The 16,303-nt window shown below is 41.1% G+C and carries 14 protein-coding genes; 3 read left to right on the forward strand and 11 right to left on the reverse strand.

Features of this window, described 5'->3' with window-relative positions; genetic code table 11:
* The first annotated feature begins 270 nt into the window (after positions 1-270).
* A complete protein-coding gene (locus CE557_RS03335) occupies positions 271-1,320 on the forward strand; it encodes a hypothetical protein (protein WP_114910187.1) in 1,050 nt (349 codons plus the stop codon).
* Here the strand turns inward: CE557_RS03335 and CE557_RS05040 are convergent.
* The 5 genes from CE557_RS05040 to CE557_RS03365 all read right to left on the reverse strand — a co-directional run bounded on the left by CE557_RS05040 (position 1,315) and on the right by CE557_RS03365 (position 7,535).
* Positions 1,315-1,548: a hypothetical protein gene (locus CE557_RS05040; RefSeq protein ID WP_162789985.1), complete on the reverse strand. Its 234-nt coding sequence runs from the start codon at positions 1,546-1,548 to the stop codon at positions 1,315-1,317. The two genes, CE557_RS03335 and CE557_RS05040, sit on opposite strands and share 6 nt — an antisense overlap.
* Before the next feature lie 223 nt (positions 1,549-1,771).
* Entirely contained in the window at positions 1,772-2,659 is an 888-nt protein-coding gene (locus CE557_RS03345) for an Rpn family recombination-promoting nuclease/putative transposase (RefSeq protein WP_114910189.1), read from the reverse strand.
* 142 nt (positions 2,660-2,801) lie between these two features.
* Positions 2,802-5,273, reverse strand: a complete 2,472-nt coding sequence (gene lon / locus CE557_RS03350; RefSeq protein ID WP_114910190.1) for an endopeptidase La — start codon at positions 5,271-5,273, stop codon at positions 2,802-2,804.
* A gap of 229 nt (positions 5,274-5,502) precedes the next feature.
* Entirely contained in the window at positions 5,503-6,807 is a 1,305-nt protein-coding gene (gene rseP / locus CE557_RS03355; protein WP_114910191.1) for an RIP metalloprotease RseP, read from the reverse strand.
* A 191-nt stretch (positions 6,808-6,998) separates the two neighbouring features.
* Positions 6,999-7,535, reverse strand: a complete 537-nt coding sequence (locus CE557_RS03365; RefSeq protein WP_114910193.1) for a hypothetical protein — start codon at positions 7,533-7,535, stop codon at positions 6,999-7,001.
* A gap of 162 nt (positions 7,536-7,697) precedes the next feature.
* Here CE557_RS03365 and CE557_RS03370 point away from each other — a divergent pair, with 162 nt between their 5' ends.
* Together CE557_RS03370 and CE557_RS03375 are read left to right on the forward strand one after the other, a co-directional pair.
* Complete coding sequence (locus CE557_RS03370; protein WP_162789986.1) at positions 7,698-10,406, forward strand: PD-(D/E)XK nuclease family protein; 2,709 nt, start codon at positions 7,698-7,700, stop codon at positions 10,404-10,406.
* 198 nt (positions 10,407-10,604) lie between these two features.
* A complete protein-coding gene (locus CE557_RS03375; RefSeq protein WP_114910195.1) occupies positions 10,605-11,015 on the forward strand; it encodes a hypothetical protein in 411 nt (136 codons plus the stop codon).
* A gap of 248 nt (positions 11,016-11,263) precedes the next feature.
* Here CE557_RS03375 and atpG read toward each other — a convergent pair whose 3' ends face one another.
* The 6 genes from atpG to atpB form a co-directional block, all read right to left on the reverse strand.
* Entirely contained in the window at positions 11,264-12,139 is an 876-nt protein-coding gene (atpG, locus tag CE557_RS03380) for an ATP synthase F1 subunit gamma (protein ID WP_114910196.1), read from the reverse strand.
* Positions 12,140-12,200: 61 nt separating this feature from the next.
* The gene (gene atpA / locus CE557_RS03385) at positions 12,201-13,781 is read right to left on the reverse strand and encodes a F0F1 ATP synthase subunit alpha (protein WP_114910473.1); all 1,581 of its coding nucleotides are present in this window, start codon (positions 13,779-13,781) and stop codon (positions 12,201-12,203) included.
* A 64-nt stretch (positions 13,782-13,845) separates the two neighbouring features.
* Positions 13,846-14,385 carry an ATP synthase F1 subunit delta gene (gene atpH / locus CE557_RS03390; protein WP_114910197.1) on the reverse strand — a complete coding sequence of 180 codons (540 nt, stop codon included), beginning with the start codon at positions 14,383-14,385 and terminating at the stop codon, positions 13,846-13,848.
* 20 nt (positions 14,386-14,405) lie between these two features.
* Entirely contained in the window at positions 14,406-14,897 is a 492-nt protein-coding gene (atpF, locus tag CE557_RS03395; RefSeq protein ID WP_114910198.1) for a F0F1 ATP synthase subunit B, read from the reverse strand.
* Positions 14,898-14,946: 49 nt separating this feature from the next.
* Positions 14,947-15,174: an ATP synthase F0 subunit C gene (atpE, locus tag CE557_RS03400; RefSeq protein ID WP_114910199.1), complete on the reverse strand. Its 228-nt coding sequence runs from the start codon at positions 15,172-15,174 to the stop codon at positions 14,947-14,949.
* 67 nt (positions 15,175-15,241) lie between these two features.
* Entirely contained in the window at positions 15,242-16,273 is a 1,032-nt protein-coding gene (gene atpB, locus CE557_RS03405) for a F0F1 ATP synthase subunit A (protein WP_114910200.1), read from the reverse strand.
* Positions 16,274-16,303 lie beyond the last annotated feature (30 nt).

Raw genomic sequence — 16,303 nt, forward strand, 5'->3', positions numbered from 1 at the left:
TTCCAAGATGCGTTTGTATGGGGCATAGAGCCAGCAACACAAGCGCTAAGTTAATCATTTTATTGGCAATTTAGCCACTACTGCTATTTTCTAGCTGTCTTAACATACCAATGTATAACCTTCTACTACCTTAAAATTGTGCAATATGACGTACAATCTAGTATTTGTTAAAAACAATTGCCTATTTTTGCAAAAGACTAAACGAAGCTTCCATCCCCTTAAGGAGGAAGCGAATAATATAATGAACAATCAATTACAAAACAATAATATATGCAAAACCATACTATAAAAACGAAATCATCTAATTTATTGGTAAAAGGGATTACTGTGCTAGCGGTTCCCTTTGCTTTACAAGTCATTGCTGGTTGCACCATGGGACAGAAATATGGAGTGAAAAACTCATTAGAGGGGAGCAATACAGATAGCCAAGTCAATCTAAATCACTTTTCTAGTCTTGATACTACTAGTCTCGAGACTATTAATTCAAAATTACAAATATATTTAAAAAAAGGTGCGGAGGTATGTAAAGTAACCTTTCTAATTAACTTGGTTACTAACCCAGAGTACTTACTTAATTTAGATAAAAAAGGCAGGAATATACTGCATAATCTTTCGTATTATGGAAAATTTTCAGAAAATGATAGTTTGACTATATACGAAAATATATATAACAAATTACCTTCTTTATTAGAAGGTAGTAGCAATCGGCTCCTTGATGCATTTTTTAGGAAAGATCTAAAAGGTCGTAGTGTATTTTCTTACATGTATGGAAGTAAAGGTAGAAAGCGGGATAATTTTATTGTGATAAATACGTTTGAAAAGCATGTTCATGCTTCTAAACGCATCTGCTTTTTTATATCCTTTTTAAAGGCTATAAAAGCTGATTTTAATCCAGAAGATTGGAAGATGCTTGTTGATGAAATGACTGATTTGCGAAATAAAGGTATGCTTCATGAGGATGTGTATGAAAACTTAGTAAGCCTAGTTGAAAAAACCAAAGCAAATGAAGAAATGTCACGAGGCGATGTAAAACGGCAAAGTTCACGTAAATATTCACGTAAACATAAATTGAATACTGTCAATCTGAATAGTAATTCAAATTCAAATAATCAAATAGTTGATCATCTGAATAGCCAAGACGTGAATAATAATAATTCAAATAATAATACTAATTTGAACAATAACGTAAACAATAATGAGGCTTTGCAGAATACCCCAAACAATAATGACAATTCGAATGGTAATTCAAATGATCAAATAGTTGATGATACGGATAGCAAAAACGTAAATAACGATTCGAATAATAATTCAGACCTATAAAATAAATCTAGCACTGACCATCCATCCGATAGCGTCAACTAAGTCAATGATGTGAGACATTGTTGCCAGGGTAGTTATATAGAAAGCCCTGGTTCGCATCCTATCTAAAAATGAACCCTTAGTTGGCGCTATGGTTTGTCTTGCGTTCAACGCGCTGGTTTTTTGCATTAAAAGCAACAACGCCCCTGTAAAAAGTCGTGATGTAGCAAGTGGCATCTGACAGATCATTAAGAAAAACAGTTTCCTTTCAAGCCCCCGCAGTGGGCGCTTACTGTTTTTCCATCTGTCAGATGTCACTTGCAGCGACTTTTTACCGAGGGCTTGATTTTTTGTCCACTTTTTTATCAAGAAAAAAGTGGGATAAAGTTCATTATGAACCAGTAACGTCAACAGATATTTGGTTTCTGCTTACTTTTTTATCAAGAAAAAAGTAAGCAGAAAACTGCCTTCCCTATACAAGCGGTTCAACCTGCGCATGAGATAGGCCCGTCAGCAACAGAACCTCTTCCAAGGGGTAACCCTTTTGCAACATCGCTGCTGCTATGGCTATTTTTTCCTTTTCTTGTCCTATTTGTATGCCTTGCTCTTTTCCTATTTGTATGCCTTCGTTTCTAACTTTTTCTATTGTACCAGCTTCTATTCTTAACCATTTCAATCGGTCTTCATACGCCATTCTTTCCTCCTCTGTAAAATTCAATGTCTCTAAGACATGCAAAGCTTTTTTTAGGCTGTTGCTGGCCAATGGTCCTGGTAAGTTCTCTCTATGGAGCAAATCGTTACGGCTCAGAAAAGCGGTCCAAATGTCGAGTGCACTTTTTATTTTTTGCAATAAAGTGTCTAGTGTTTCCTTGGGGTCGTTACTGAACTTCACCAACTCTATGGTATGCAATTCCAAATCGGAAAAATAGACCATACCACTCTCTTTTTCCGTGATATGGAATACATTATGATATTTCTGACTATCTGTTATAGAAGTAAAGTTAAGAATATGAATGCCTATGGCTTTGTTTAAAGTAGCATAGGTCTGTGAGACCTTTAATTGATCTGTGTACAACTTCGCCCAGTAATATAAGGCCCGTTTATCATAATTTGCCTCATCTGTGATTTGTATCTCTATATTAAACCTTTTGCCTGTTTCACTTACGGCTTTTACATCTAGTATAGATAACCGATCCGTTCTAAAATTTTTAGGGTTATAGGGATTTAGTAAGGTCACATCTGCCACTTGATCTTCTGGTGCAACCGTAGCATTTATCAAGGCAATCAGCAGATCTTTATTTTCTTCTACACCAAATATTTTTTTAAAGGCTAGGTCTACTTTTGGGGTAACTTTTTCCATAACTGATCCTATTTATATACGCATCCTACTCGGTTTATAGGCACAATGCAAGCTAGCATGTCGCCTATAATTTACACCATTTTAGTGCAAATCTACCCACTGGTTCGTACTAAAATGGTGGCTTAAAAAAATACGATCTATTTTACTTCCCTGTTGCCCTTTCACCACCCTCCCAAACTTTGGCATTAGCGATTTTATTTTCTTGTAGGGCCAAACGATAGACTTGATCTACAGAATCTACATAGTGAAAGATTAAGTTCTTCCGGTAGACTTCTTTGATCTCTTGCACATCCTTTTTATTCTTGCTGCTGAGTATAATCTCTTGCATACCTACCCGTTTTGCCGCTAGAATTTTTTCTTTAATGCCGCCTACTGGTAGTACTTCCCCCCGTAAGGTGATTTCGCCTGTCATAGCCAAGCGGTCTTTGACCTTTTTTTGCGTATATAAAGAGGCCAAGGAGGTAAAAAGGGTAATCCCTGCAGAAGGCCCATCCTTAGGCACTGCCCCAGAGGGCACATGAATGTGTAAGTCATAATTCTCAAATACACCATGCGCTACATCCAGGTATTGGTCATTGGCTTTTAGGTAAGAGAGCGCAGTCATGGCCGATTCTTTCATGACCTCCCCTAGGTGACCAGACAAATTAACCCTTCCCTTCCCCTTGCTTAGAACAGACTCTATAAAAAGAATTTCACCCCCAGATGCCGTCCAGGCCAACCCAACCGAAACACCAGGTAGGGCCGTGGTGTGGTAGGGCGTTTGATCAAAGGGTTCTGGCCCCAGCAACGCAATCACGTCAGGTTGTTTGATTTTTTTAGTGTACGCTTCCCCTAAAGCAATGGATTTAGCCGTCTTTCTGCAAATATTCGCTATTTGACGGGATAACTCCCGTACACCCGATTCGCGTGTATAATGGGTTATAATAGTAGCCAAGGCATCATCTTGTAGGGCTAGATCAGTGGCTTTCAGGCCATGCTCTTTTCTTTGTTTGGGGAAAAGATATTTCTTGGCAATCTCTATTTTTTCTTCCAGTAGATAGCCATTCACTTCAATGACTTCCATTCTGTCCTGTAAAGCAGCTGGAATACGGTCCATCGAATTCGCAGTGGCTACAAATAGCACGTTAGACAGGTTATAGGGCACCTCCAAAAAGTTATCTACAAAAGCATTGTTTTGCTCTGGATCTAATACCTCCAATAGGGCAGAGGCTGGGTCGCCACGCATCCCATCTATTTTATCTACCTCATCCAATACAATAACCGGATTCGATGCCCCAGTCTTTTGCAGGTTGTAGATAATTTTCCCAGGCATGGCACCAATATAGGTTTTCCTATGACCCCGTATCTCTGCCTCATCATTGAGCCCGCCTAGCGCAATGCGCGCATACTTCCTGCCCATCGCTTTTGCAATAGATTTCCCTAAAGACGTTTTGCCTACCCCAGGCGGACCACATAAACATAAGATGGGCCCTTTCATATCTTTTTTTAGCTGTAATACAGCTAAAAACTCTAAAAGACGTTCTTTTACTTTTTCAATGCCATAGTGGTCTGCATCAAAAATCTTTTTGGCTCTATTCAGGTCTAGGTTGTCTTTGGTATAGCTCTCCCAGGGCAAGTCTACAAGCAGCTCTGCATGGTTGATGCTAATGGAATAGTCTGGGCTATGCGGGCTCATGCGCTCAGCTTTTTCCAATGCCTTCTTAAAATAGTCTGCTACCTCCTTAGTCCATTGTTTTTTATTGCCTTTTTCACGCAATGCATCGATTTCGTCGGAAAGGTCGTTTTCGCCTAGTTCATCTTGTAGTACTTTGACCTGTTGCCTTAAGTAATAATCCCGTTGCTGCTGACTAATATCCGAATGAACTTTATCCTGAATCTCTTTTTTAAGTTCTGAAATTTCTAGTTCTTTTAAAAGGTGCTTTAAAAGCAAGTTCGCACGTTTGGTGCTATTGCTTAATTCTAGCAACTTTTGTTTGTAGTGGATGTCTGTGTTTAAATTAGAAGCCAAAAAGTAGGTAAGAAAATCCAGACTTTTAATATTGGTTAATACTGCTTGTGCTTCACTCGTGCCATCAGACCGAAACTTTAGGATCTTAATGGCCACATCCTTTAAGGATTGCATCAGGGCAAGTACCTTTTTATCTTCCTTAGAGGGTTGGTCCTTGAGGAGTTGAATGGTAGCTTCTAACCCCAACGCCTCGGTAAAAAGCTGAATCGTTTGAAATTTTTGTTTGCCATGCACCAAAGCAATCGTTCTGCCATTGGGTAAATTAATGATTTTAATAATCTTGGCTAGTGTACCTATAGGGTATATATCGGTTGGTTTTCCTTCAAAGGTTTCTGGGTTGCGTTGTGCAATGATGCCTAAGAGGCCATCTTTTTCATGTATGGCTTCTATTAAAAGCATGGCCTGCCTTTCTTTAACGGTAATAGGCACCACTACATTAGGAAAAAGGACCGTATTACGTAGTGCCAACAAGGGTATGCGGCTGCTGGTATCGGAGAGCTGTTCTTTTTCATCAGAGACAATCAGCTCTACCATGCCGCCTATGCCATCTTCACCCCATCCAGAAGAAAGGCCCCCATCCATTACGAGTGACTTATTGAAGTACATATGCTTGGTTTATATTTTCCTTTCTATCAGTAGCCCCCTTCCGAAATGCTATTTGCGTGGGCTATTTTTGGCTTGTCTATACACCTTAAATACCTCTTACTATGCTGATACGTGCGACGCTGCTAAAAATTATGCACCACATATAGCGTTTCGAAAGTAAACTGTTCTATATATGCTCTATCAGCATACAAGCAAATAATGTGCCAGACCAGTGAAAGCAATGGATTATTTATAATAATTTACGAATATCATTACTGAATACATAAATTGTAAGCAACAATATAAAGATCATGCCCAGTTTTTGGATGCCTTGCAAGAATCTAGCGGAAGGTTTTCTGCCGGATAGTGCTTCATAGATGATGCATAGGGCATGTCCTCCATCTAATGCTGGAATAGGTAACAAGTTGACTACACTCATCGCAATGGATAAATAGGCAATCAATGTCCAGAATCTGGACCCAATAAATTCATCTCCAAAGTTTTGCGCAATGCCAATGGGGCCACTTAAAGATTTTTTGATGCTAATTTTTCCTGTGATTAATTTCCAGATGGTTAAAGCTTGTACCTGAATCAATGCAAACGCTTTGCTGAGACCCACAGGAATAGAGGCTAGCAATGAATAATGCAGTTGCTTGTATTTCAGTGGAGCTAATTGAATACCTAACCCTTGTGGGCCTACTTCGACCTGCGTGGCCATTTCTATACCCGCGCGTAAGTAGGTCGCTTCAACTGATCTGCCGATAGAAGCTTGCACTACTTGATGCAATTCGTCTATGTCAAGCGTAGGCTGGCCCGCTAGTGTAAGGATTTGATCGCCAGCTATGAAGCCTGCTTGCGCTGCATGGCTATCTGGACGGACGGTGCCAATCACACAAGGGTAAATCGGCCTTATCCAAAGGCCTTTTTGGAGAGCTGATACATTTTCTATAGATTTTTCTGAAATAGATAGCGTGCATAGCTTCCCTGCTCTATGGATGGTATAGCTATTGTGGCTACGGAGTAAAAGGTTGGGTGATAAGAGGTCATTAAAGTCTTCAAAATCTTTTCCATTGATTTGGATGATGCGATCACCTCTTTTAAAGCCCATTTCCGCTCCAATTGAATTGGGCATAATACCATATTTATTTACTTCATCTTTAGGTAAATAGGTATACCCCATCTTATAGGTTACACCAATCCATATAAGGATGCCACTGGCTAGATTAAAAGCGATGCCCCCTAATATAGTGATGAGCCGCTGCCAAGCTGGTTTTGACCGAAACTCCCAAGGTTGTGGATTATGCTGCAAATGATCCATGTCTAATGCCTCATCTACCATCCCTGCAATCTGAACAGCGCCACCTAACGGAATCGACCCTAAGGAATATTCTGTTTCACCCCATTTAAATTTAAATAGTTTGGGTGGGAAGCCAATCATGTAGCTTTTGACCCGCATTTTAAACAGCTTAGCAAAAAGTAGATGACCCAATTCATGGATGCCAACCATAATAAATAAAGCGGCTAAGAATTGAATGGTTTTAATAAGAAATGCCATGTAGTATAGGAATCGTTAGGTTAATGTATAGTGGATAAATATAAGAAAAAAACAGGAAGCTGGTATAGAAAGCGCTTGGGTATTGCATATTTGCAGATGGTGTCAAGCGTGGCCTGGGCCATAAGTATGCGGCATAGATCATAGGCTGTTGGGTGGTATGGGAGCTGTAAGCAATCATGGCCAATGGTCCATTACAAAGCAATGAAAATGGGGTGCATCATATGATGAGATAGATAGCTTAGCGTGTGATAGAGAGATGCAGTATGCATCTGCCCTTTTATAGAGCTAAATTGATATTTTAATATATCTAACTTTTTCTGAATATAATTGATGAAAAATGTAATACCTTGCATAATAAGTTCGCGATACTTAAAGCGTGTCTTTGCTTCAGTTATGGCCATGGGCAGGCACGTTGCATATGGACTGTCTACGCATACCAACGTTTTAAGATGCTGACGCGCAGGGGGGAAAGCGGGCATGGGATCATTTTTATCCAAAGCAATGCGTTGACCATCTTTTGTAGAAATAGTATTTAATACGATCCAACCTGTAGTGCCGCTAAAAGGAATGGTCTCTTCCCTTCGATCGTTCATTGCTTTGGGTGGTTTTGTTCTACTTAGCTTGTGTGCAATGGCTCCATGCCCAGTTAATGGCATCAATAGTAGGTAAAGAGTGGCCATCACTTTTGTGCTTTTGGTGGCTATATATATAAGTTTAAAAGGTAACATAATAGATTAAAAAGAATTTAGCGTTAGGCTTGGCTATGATCAATCCACCAAAAAGCCATACATCCTTATTAGGCCTGCCATCCATGCAGCCTGATGTCAGCATGTATATGCTATTGGTACCTTATAAGTATAATTATCTTCGTTAAGATATACAAGGATGCTATGAAAACCATAACGCATCAACCTTTTTTAGAAGAGGTTGTGGGGTATTTAAATAGATCCCATAGACCCAACACCGCTCTTGTGATCGTTCCCAATCAGCTATCTATGGAGTATTGCGGGTTTGTATGCCACAAGGCCAAATGGCAAGCTGGCTGTACTACCTTGCATCAGTTGATGCGTAGCCATAGCAAGCTCACATTGCTCTCTACTTGGGCTTTGTTGCGCAGGCTATATGCATCGGTTGGGCCGATTAGTCAGGAGCCTTTTGAGCAATTTGCGCGTTGGGGTCGCATCCTTTTAGAAGATTTTAATGCCATAGATAGCTACCTTATCGATGGGGTGGCGTTGTTTGAATCCTTATACAAACAACGAACTAGGGAGGCGCGTTGCCATCAGGGGCCATTAGATGCTTTTAAAAAGGTACGTTCTTTACCACTATGGAAAGAAAAAGAATCGATGGGTTTTTGGGAGCAATTGCCGCTGCTCTATGCATCTTTTAGGGAAGGGTTAATAAGAGAAGGGAAAGGGTATGAAGGGCTGTGTTATAGCATGGCGCAACCCTTACCGGAAATAAGGAATCAAGCGCTGGTCTTTGTTGGGTTTAATAGGCTAATGCCTGTTGAAGCGGAGTTTATAAAACAATGCCAAGCGATGGCTTCGACTGCCTTTTTCTGGGATACGGATCCCCACTATTTAGATAATCTAGTCAATATAGCGGGCCATTACTTGCGTCAGCATAGGGAAAAAAAGTGGTTCCAAAGTGGTTTTTCACCCGCTACCTATTTCAATGATCCCGGTAAAAAAGTTTTTTTGACCGAAGTACCTACGTCGGTCGCACAGGTGCAAGCCGTAGTGGCTGCCTTAGCAGAAAAAACAGACGAGGGCAAGCCTAGGTTTCTGCCTAGCCAAACCGCTATTGTAGTCAGCGGTAGCGATCTATTGATACCTTTATTTGATCAGCTGGCGGACCGATCTATTCCGCTCCATTGTAGGGTATCGTACCCATTCCATGCTACGGTGATCTATTGCATAGTAGAGCGATTGGTGCAGTTGTGGGAGTCCTTTGTGGCCGGGCAGGAGGCCATCTATACTCATATGGCTGCTGTGTGGGTGTTATGGGATCCATTTGCAGCAGAAACGGCTCAGGGCGCTGCCATGCGCCCACCATTGGATGGGCGTATGCTACGGTCCCTCTTTGACCCATGGTTGCATCAGGAGGGCCTTTTGGCCTACCTTCAGGCAGGCTTAACCTATATGTATGGCCATTTTATAGAGACGGATCGTCTCTTCTGGGTAGTAAATAAAACGGCATTGCGTCATCTATTGAGCTATATAGAGGGGCTCATAGCAGAAATGGCGGACTGCTCCATTGCTTTTTTCTTACATGGGTTAAAGTCTAGTAACATGCCCTTCCATATAGATCATCCTGCTACTGGGCTCTATATTATAGACGTGGCTGAATCCTATAACTTAGATTTTGAAAATGTTTTCTTTCTGGGTATGAATGAAGGGTGCTTTCCTAAACGGACGCATCAGGATTCTTTTTTACCTTATGACCTATGTTATAGCTTTGGGCTACCGTTGGCAGATAAAGTGGCAGAACAGCAAACGGCCTATGGGTTTTATAGGTTGCTGCAGCGTGCCCAAAATATATATGGTTACTATGTCCAAAAAAATCATTTAGATGCAGCGGGTGAAATAAGCCGGTTGTGGACACAATTGACTTTTGATAGTCAATTAAATATTATAACCGCTCATCATTCCTTACAGCTGCTGGACAGGCCCATAGCGCCTATTGTTATTCAGAAATCAGATGCAGTCATGCAGTTGTTAAATCGGTTTCTAGCGGCCTCTTCCCGCCTAACGCCTGCTGCGCTAATTGCTTATTTATCTTGTCCGCTTCAATTTTATTTTAGGTATGTGTTACAGCTCAAGCAGAAGGCAAAAGGTGATTCAGAAATGGTGCAGCTGGGAACCTTATTTCATGATGTGATGGCGAGGTTGTACCAACCTTTTGTAGACATGCAGGTCGATACAAGCAGGGTTATGCAGCTAAAAGGACAAGTACATAGTAAGATAGAGGAGGCTATGGCTGCATCGCACACTCCGATTGGTGCTCCTTTATTGCTGCGTGCGCTCCTTGAAAAGCTCGTAACGGCTATGTTGGATTTGGATGGTGCAGAGGCCCCCTTTACTCTTTTGGGCGTTGAGGTAGCCATGCAGCAGTCGATGGCGTTAGATGGAGAAAGAAAGGTTTGGTTGGGCGGTGTAGTAGATCGTATAGATAGGCGCCATCACGTGATCCGCATGATAGACTATAAGACCGGTCTCTCTAACGGTAAAGTAGGGCCTATCGCTAGTTTATTTGACCCTACTAAGATTCAAAAAAACAAGGCTATTTTTCAGCTTTTTTTTTATGCTTGGCTTTTTCACTCGCTGCATGGAGCCGATCTGCACCAGTCGATCATGCCTTATCTGATCCATATCCGGGAGCTTTTTTTAAAGGATTATACCCCTGGTATCTTTCAATCTGATCATGGTACACATTACCATCGGATAGAGGATATGCAAGCCTATCTTCAACCCTTTGAAACGGGCCTTAAGGCACTTCTTTTAGAACTATTTAACCCTGTGTTACCTTTTGTGCAAACAGCCGACCTTACCATATGTGCCTATTGCCCATACGTGCGCATTTGCCAACGGGATTAGCTGAAAGCGCTGCTGGTTATTTTCATGCAATTGTGGTAGGCATGTAGTGTGTCCGTTGGGGTAAGACGTTAAATATTGTCTATGTTGCAGTATTTTTTTGCTTCAGAAGGGAATCGGGTAAGTACAGCAGACTTAATTTATAATGATTAAGTACATTAAATTAGCTAAAGGTCAAATTGGTAAATTAAAAAAACACGTATGTTATTTGATTTTATAGAAACAGGTAGGGGTATACAAATACTTTATCAGTATGCTAAACAGGAAATCTTAGAATCAGATTTCTTTGATTTAACAGCAGAAGGTTATCAACAATTGTCTGAAATAGAACAAACGCAAAAGTGGTACATTCTAAATGCTGAAAAGCTTAACCAAAACTATATAGAAGAGGGAGCTTATTTCATTGTAAATGAAAAAGAAAAAAATATTTTATTAAGAGCGGTACAATTTATTCATTTTACTTCTGAAAAGCTTGCTACTAATGCATCTTTTTTAGAGAGATTGCTTTATTCGAAACATTGTATGCCTGATTGCTTTTTCTCTACATCTACAAAAAATGAAAACGAAAATTGCCGTATTATACAGTTGGGTCAATCTGATGATAAAAATTAGTTAATACTGCGATTGTATCTGTTCCAGGCAATAGTTTTTTTGCATTAAAAGCAAAATGCCCCTGTAAAAAGTAGCGGTGTGGCAAGTGTCATCTGAGAGATGATTAGGAAAAACAGTTTCCTTTAAAGCCCCCGAAGGGGGCGCTTTCTGTTTTTTCATCTCTCAGATGGCAGTTGCAGTGACTTTTTGCCGAGGGCTTGATTTTTTGTTTACTTTTTTATCAAGAAAAAAGTAAAAATAATAATGCCTTACGACTCTGCTAAAGCTTCTGCACCACTTGTAATCTCTGCTAGCGAGTGGGTGATCAAGGCTTGTCTCGTTCTATTATAGCTGATACGTAGTACCTTTAAAAGCTCATCTGCGTTGTCAGTAGCTTGGCTCATAGTGGCCATTCTTGCAGCATACTCACTGGCACTGGATTCAACCAGCATATGCATGATTTTATGCTGCAATATCTTAGGAATAAGTGCTTCTATAAGCAGTTGTTGGGAGGGCTCATAAATGTAATACAGTGGCTGTGTAGGGGAGGGGTGCTCCTGTGCGACCATCTGCGGCAAAAAAGGCAAGAAAGGGACTATAGCTACCTCTTGCTTGGCGGAATTTTTAAAAGCAGTATAAACCAATATAACTTCCGTATACCTATCCTTCTGAAAAACATCTATACAATAGGTAGTGAGTGTGCCACTAGCCTGGTCAAGCGGTTTTTCTAGCAGTGCTACATAGTCATCTATAACCGGAAAATCATACTTTTTAAAAAACTGATCGGCTTTTTTTCCAATAACCAGCACCTCTACAGTGGTAGCGGGTGTTTGTTGGGTGATCTGTTCATAAGCTGCTTTGAGTACATTTTTGTTGAAGGCACCACACAACCCTCGATGGGCAGCCACTACCACCACTAACAGCCGCTGCCCGCTACTTGGTTTGGTTAAAGCAGGGGGGGCATTCCTATTTTGTAATGCCTGATGCAACAATAGGCTATATTCTGTGGTATATTCTTTTAAAGGTAGTAGCACCTGCTGGATCTTATGCAATTTTGAAGCAGATACCATTTTCATCGCTTTGGTAATTTGCTGGGTAAAGGCTATCAAATGAATGCGGTCTACTACTTCTTTAAGATGTGCCATAGTAATTGGGTTGCTTTGCTTTCTTTTTTGTCAAAAAATATAAATGGCTAGAAATACCTTTTTAAGCACTATACCTTATGAGAAGTGGTTTGGCTACTGCTACCAATACTTCCATGATTGGCTCTCCCCATTCGCCTTTTGCAATAGCTTCCAGCATAGTAGGATGTTGGGCACGCAGCAACTCCAAAAATTGCCGCTCAAATATTTTGAGTTGAGCCAATGGAACATCATCCAAGTAGCCATTCATGGCTATATATAAAATAGCCGCTTGTTCTTCTACGGCCATAGGGGCATGTAAGTTTTGTTTGAGTAGTTCTTGGTTTTTACGGCCTCTTTCAATAGCTTTCTTGGTGGTAGCTTCTAAATCAGAGCTAAATTTTGAAAAAGCTTCTAGCTCAGCAAATTGAGCTTGATCTAATTTTAAGGTAGCAGCTACTTTTTTGATCGCCTTAATTTGTGCCGCACCGCCAATGCGAGATACAGAAATCCCTACATTAATAGCTGGCTTGATGCCTGCATTAAATAAGTTCATTTCTAAGAAGATTTGCCCATCCGTAATGGAAATAACGTTGGTTGGAATATAGGCAGATACGTCACCCATTTGGGTTTCTATAATCGGTAAGGCAGTAAGTGATCCACCCCCTTTTATTTTGCCCTTTAAAGCAGGTGGAATGTCATTCATAGAGGCGGCCATGTCATCACCAGCAATAATGCGCGCGGAACGCTCCAATAAGCGTGCGTGTAGGTAAAAAATATCTCCCGGAAAGGCTTCTCGGCCTGGTGGCCTGCGCAATAATAGCGATAACTCTCTATACGCAACGGCCTGTTTGGAAAGGTCATCGTAGATGATGAGTGCATCTCTCCCTGTGTCTCTAAAAAACTCACCAATAGCTGCACCTGCAAAGGGGGCAAAAGACTGCATGGGTGCAGAAGCAGAAGAGGGCGTAGCTACAATAGTAGTATAGGCCATGGCACCTTGCCTGGTCAATGTTTCGACTACACCCGCTATAGCCGATGCTTTTTGACCAATGGCTACATAAATACAATACACAGGCTTGCCTTGCTCAAATAACCTACGTTGATTGAGAATGGTATCTAGCGCAATCGAGGTTTTACCAGACTGCCTATCCCCAATGATGAGCTCCCTTTGGCCTTTGCCAATAGGAATCATGGCATCGATGGCTTTTAAACCGGTTTGGAGGGGGGTATCTACTGGTTGACGGTAAATGACACCAGGACCGTTGCGTTCTAGGGGCATTTCAAATGTTTCGCCGACTATAGGGCCTTTTCCATCTATGGGATTTCCAAGGGTATCCACCACACGGCCTAGTAGCCCTTCACCTACTTGAATGGAAGCGACCTGTTTGGTTCTCGTCACCACATCCCCTTCTTTGATGGCATTGGCCTCGCCTAAGATCACCGCGCCTACCATATGCTCTTCTAGGTTTAATGCCAATCCTTTGCATCCATTCGCAAAAGACAACAACTCTCCGGCTTGTACATTGATGAGCCCATAGATGCGTACTACACCATCACCAGATTGAATCACTATACCTGTCTCTGCTAGTTCAGCCTCCGTTTTAAAATTGGATAGTTGTGTTTTGAGTATTGCAGTAACCGCATCTGTATTTATTTGTGCCATTTGTTCCATTATAATTTTGTCTGCTCCCTAGAAGGCTACAGCTTGCATGGGTGTGTTATAACACCTAGCGTAAAACACTTTGTAGTGCCTGCAGACTATGTTTGATACTTTTATCTAGCTTTAATTCACCGATTTGAAGGATATAGCCTCCAATAATAGAGGGATCAATTTGCTTCTTCATCCGCACTTCCTTACAGGGCACCCACCTTTTTACCTCTTCTATTAATTTTTTGACCAAAGCTTCTGGTAGCGCAACAGCAGTCGTTACAAGGGCAGATTGAATCCCCATATGGTGGTGATAGGCGACGGAAAAGGCGGTTAAAATTTCCTTTAGTAAACCGATTTGATGTTGATCGATAAGTATTTCAAGAAATCTCCATACCATAGGGCTGAGCACTGCGTTGTCTATTGTTTGGAGTAGTTTTCGTTTCTCAGCATGGGGTATGGTAGGATTGTTGAGTACGTTATCTAATATAGGATGATCCCTAAACTGATGGTGCAAAAAAGAGAGGTCACTATGGATGCGTTTCACTATACCACTTTGAATGGCTTGGGCTAAAAAAACGCTAGCATACCGTGCTGCTATCTTTTTGTTTTTAAACATAGATTAGGCGGTTGTCTGCACTAAGTAGATCGTTTTCCTGTGAACTGTTCTATGAGCTCCCATTGAGATGCATCTTGACTGAGTTCTTTGACCAATAGTTTTTCAGCCACTTGAACGACTAATGAACCAACATGGGCTTTGACTGTTTCCAGTGCCCGTGCTTCTTCTCTGGTGATTTCAAGTTTAGCTTGTGTGACCAACTGCTCTTTTACAGCTAAGCCTTCCTGATGGGCTTGGTCAATGATTTCCCGTTGGGTGGCCAATGCAGCATCAATAATGCGTGCACGTTCCAACTCTGCTTCCCCTATTAACCTAGCGCGGTCATCCTCTACTTGCTTCATGCAAGTTTGTGCTTCAGTGATGGTATCTATAGCATGCGCTACGGCATCCTCTCGTGCTTTGACTACTTCTAAGATAGGTCTCCAAGCGAATTTAGATAATACCAACAGGACCACTAAGAAAGTGGTAGTTTGCCAAAATATAATACCAAAATCGGGTGTTATTAGCGTCATGACAGCTAGCGTTGTGGGCAAAGAGGCGATTTGATCTGACTAAAAAATATTACTTGGTAGCTATCAAAAGACAAACCAGCACACCAAAAAGCGCCACACCCTCAACCAGTGCGCAAGCAATAATCATGGCTGTTTGAATCTTTGCACTCATTTCTGGCTGTCTACTCATTGCCTCCATAGCCGCGGATCCAATTTTTCCAACGCCAATACCTGCACCTAAGGCAATAATACCTGCACCAATACTGGCACCAGCGTATGATAAACTTATATCTAACATAGAAATTTTCGTTTAATCGTTAAAGATGATAGGTAAATATACATAAAAACTCGGCAAATTAACCATACTAATGGCTGCCTTCATCAACCGCCTGCCCCAAATAAATGGCAGAAAGTAGCGTAAACACATAGGCTTGCAAAAATGCAACGAGCAATTTTAGTAAAAACATAAAAGTACCAAAAGGTACACTGACTACAAAGCCTATGCAGGTACTTTTCATACTAAAAATAAGTCCTATAATGCTTAATAAGATAATATGGCCTGCTGTGATATTGGCAAATAACCGTACCATAAGGGAAAAAAACTTTGTTAGAATGCCCAATATTTCTATTGGAATCATAATGGGCAACAACCAACGTGGTACGCCTTCTGGCTTAAATATATGGCGCCAATAGTGCTTGTTGCTATTAAAAACGGTCATTAGGATGGTAAAAGCCGCTAGCACTAAGGTGACGGAAATACTGCCTGTTACATTGGCACCACCTGGCAGCAGCCCTAAAAGATTATTGAGCCATATAAAACAAAAAATGGTTAATAGATAAGGCAAAAATCTTGCATGGTGCTGCTTACCTATGTTAGGCAGGGCAATGTCATTTTTTACAAAAGATATGATTAGATCTATACAAGCAAAACACCCTTTGGGGGGGGCAAAGGGGGCGCGTCGATAGTGTTGTCTGGTCCATAGCAGTCCGCTAACGAGTAGTACAATGCTGACAAACATCGCCGCTATATTTTTGGTAATCGATAGATCTAAAACAGCTCTATTGGGATCTATACAATGAATTTTTTGATGCACCAGGCGGTAGCCATGATAGTCCGTAGGTTGGTGGTGCGGATTATAAAAACGCGCAGAAGAAAAACACTCTATGCCTCTATCTGAAGAATAGAGTATAATGGGTAATGGGAGTTCAATATGGTTGCCCGAAATGGTGGCAAAATGCCAGCTATGTGCATCTGCTACATGTTCCATAACACAATCCCCAGTTGCTTCCGGCGTGGCGTGTGCACGAGGCGCCCATAAGATACAACCCAATAGATAGCTGATCCAGGGGACTTTTTTTGCGCGCATCAGCTGGTTAAATAATCTAAAATGTACCATAAGCGGTTAGACACAACTGATTGAAATAAA

The sequence above is a fragment of the Cardinium endosymbiont of Sogatella furcifera genome (genome assembly GCF_003351905.1).
GTDB lineage: Bacteria > Bacteroidota > Bacteroidia > Cytophagales > Amoebophilaceae > Cardinium.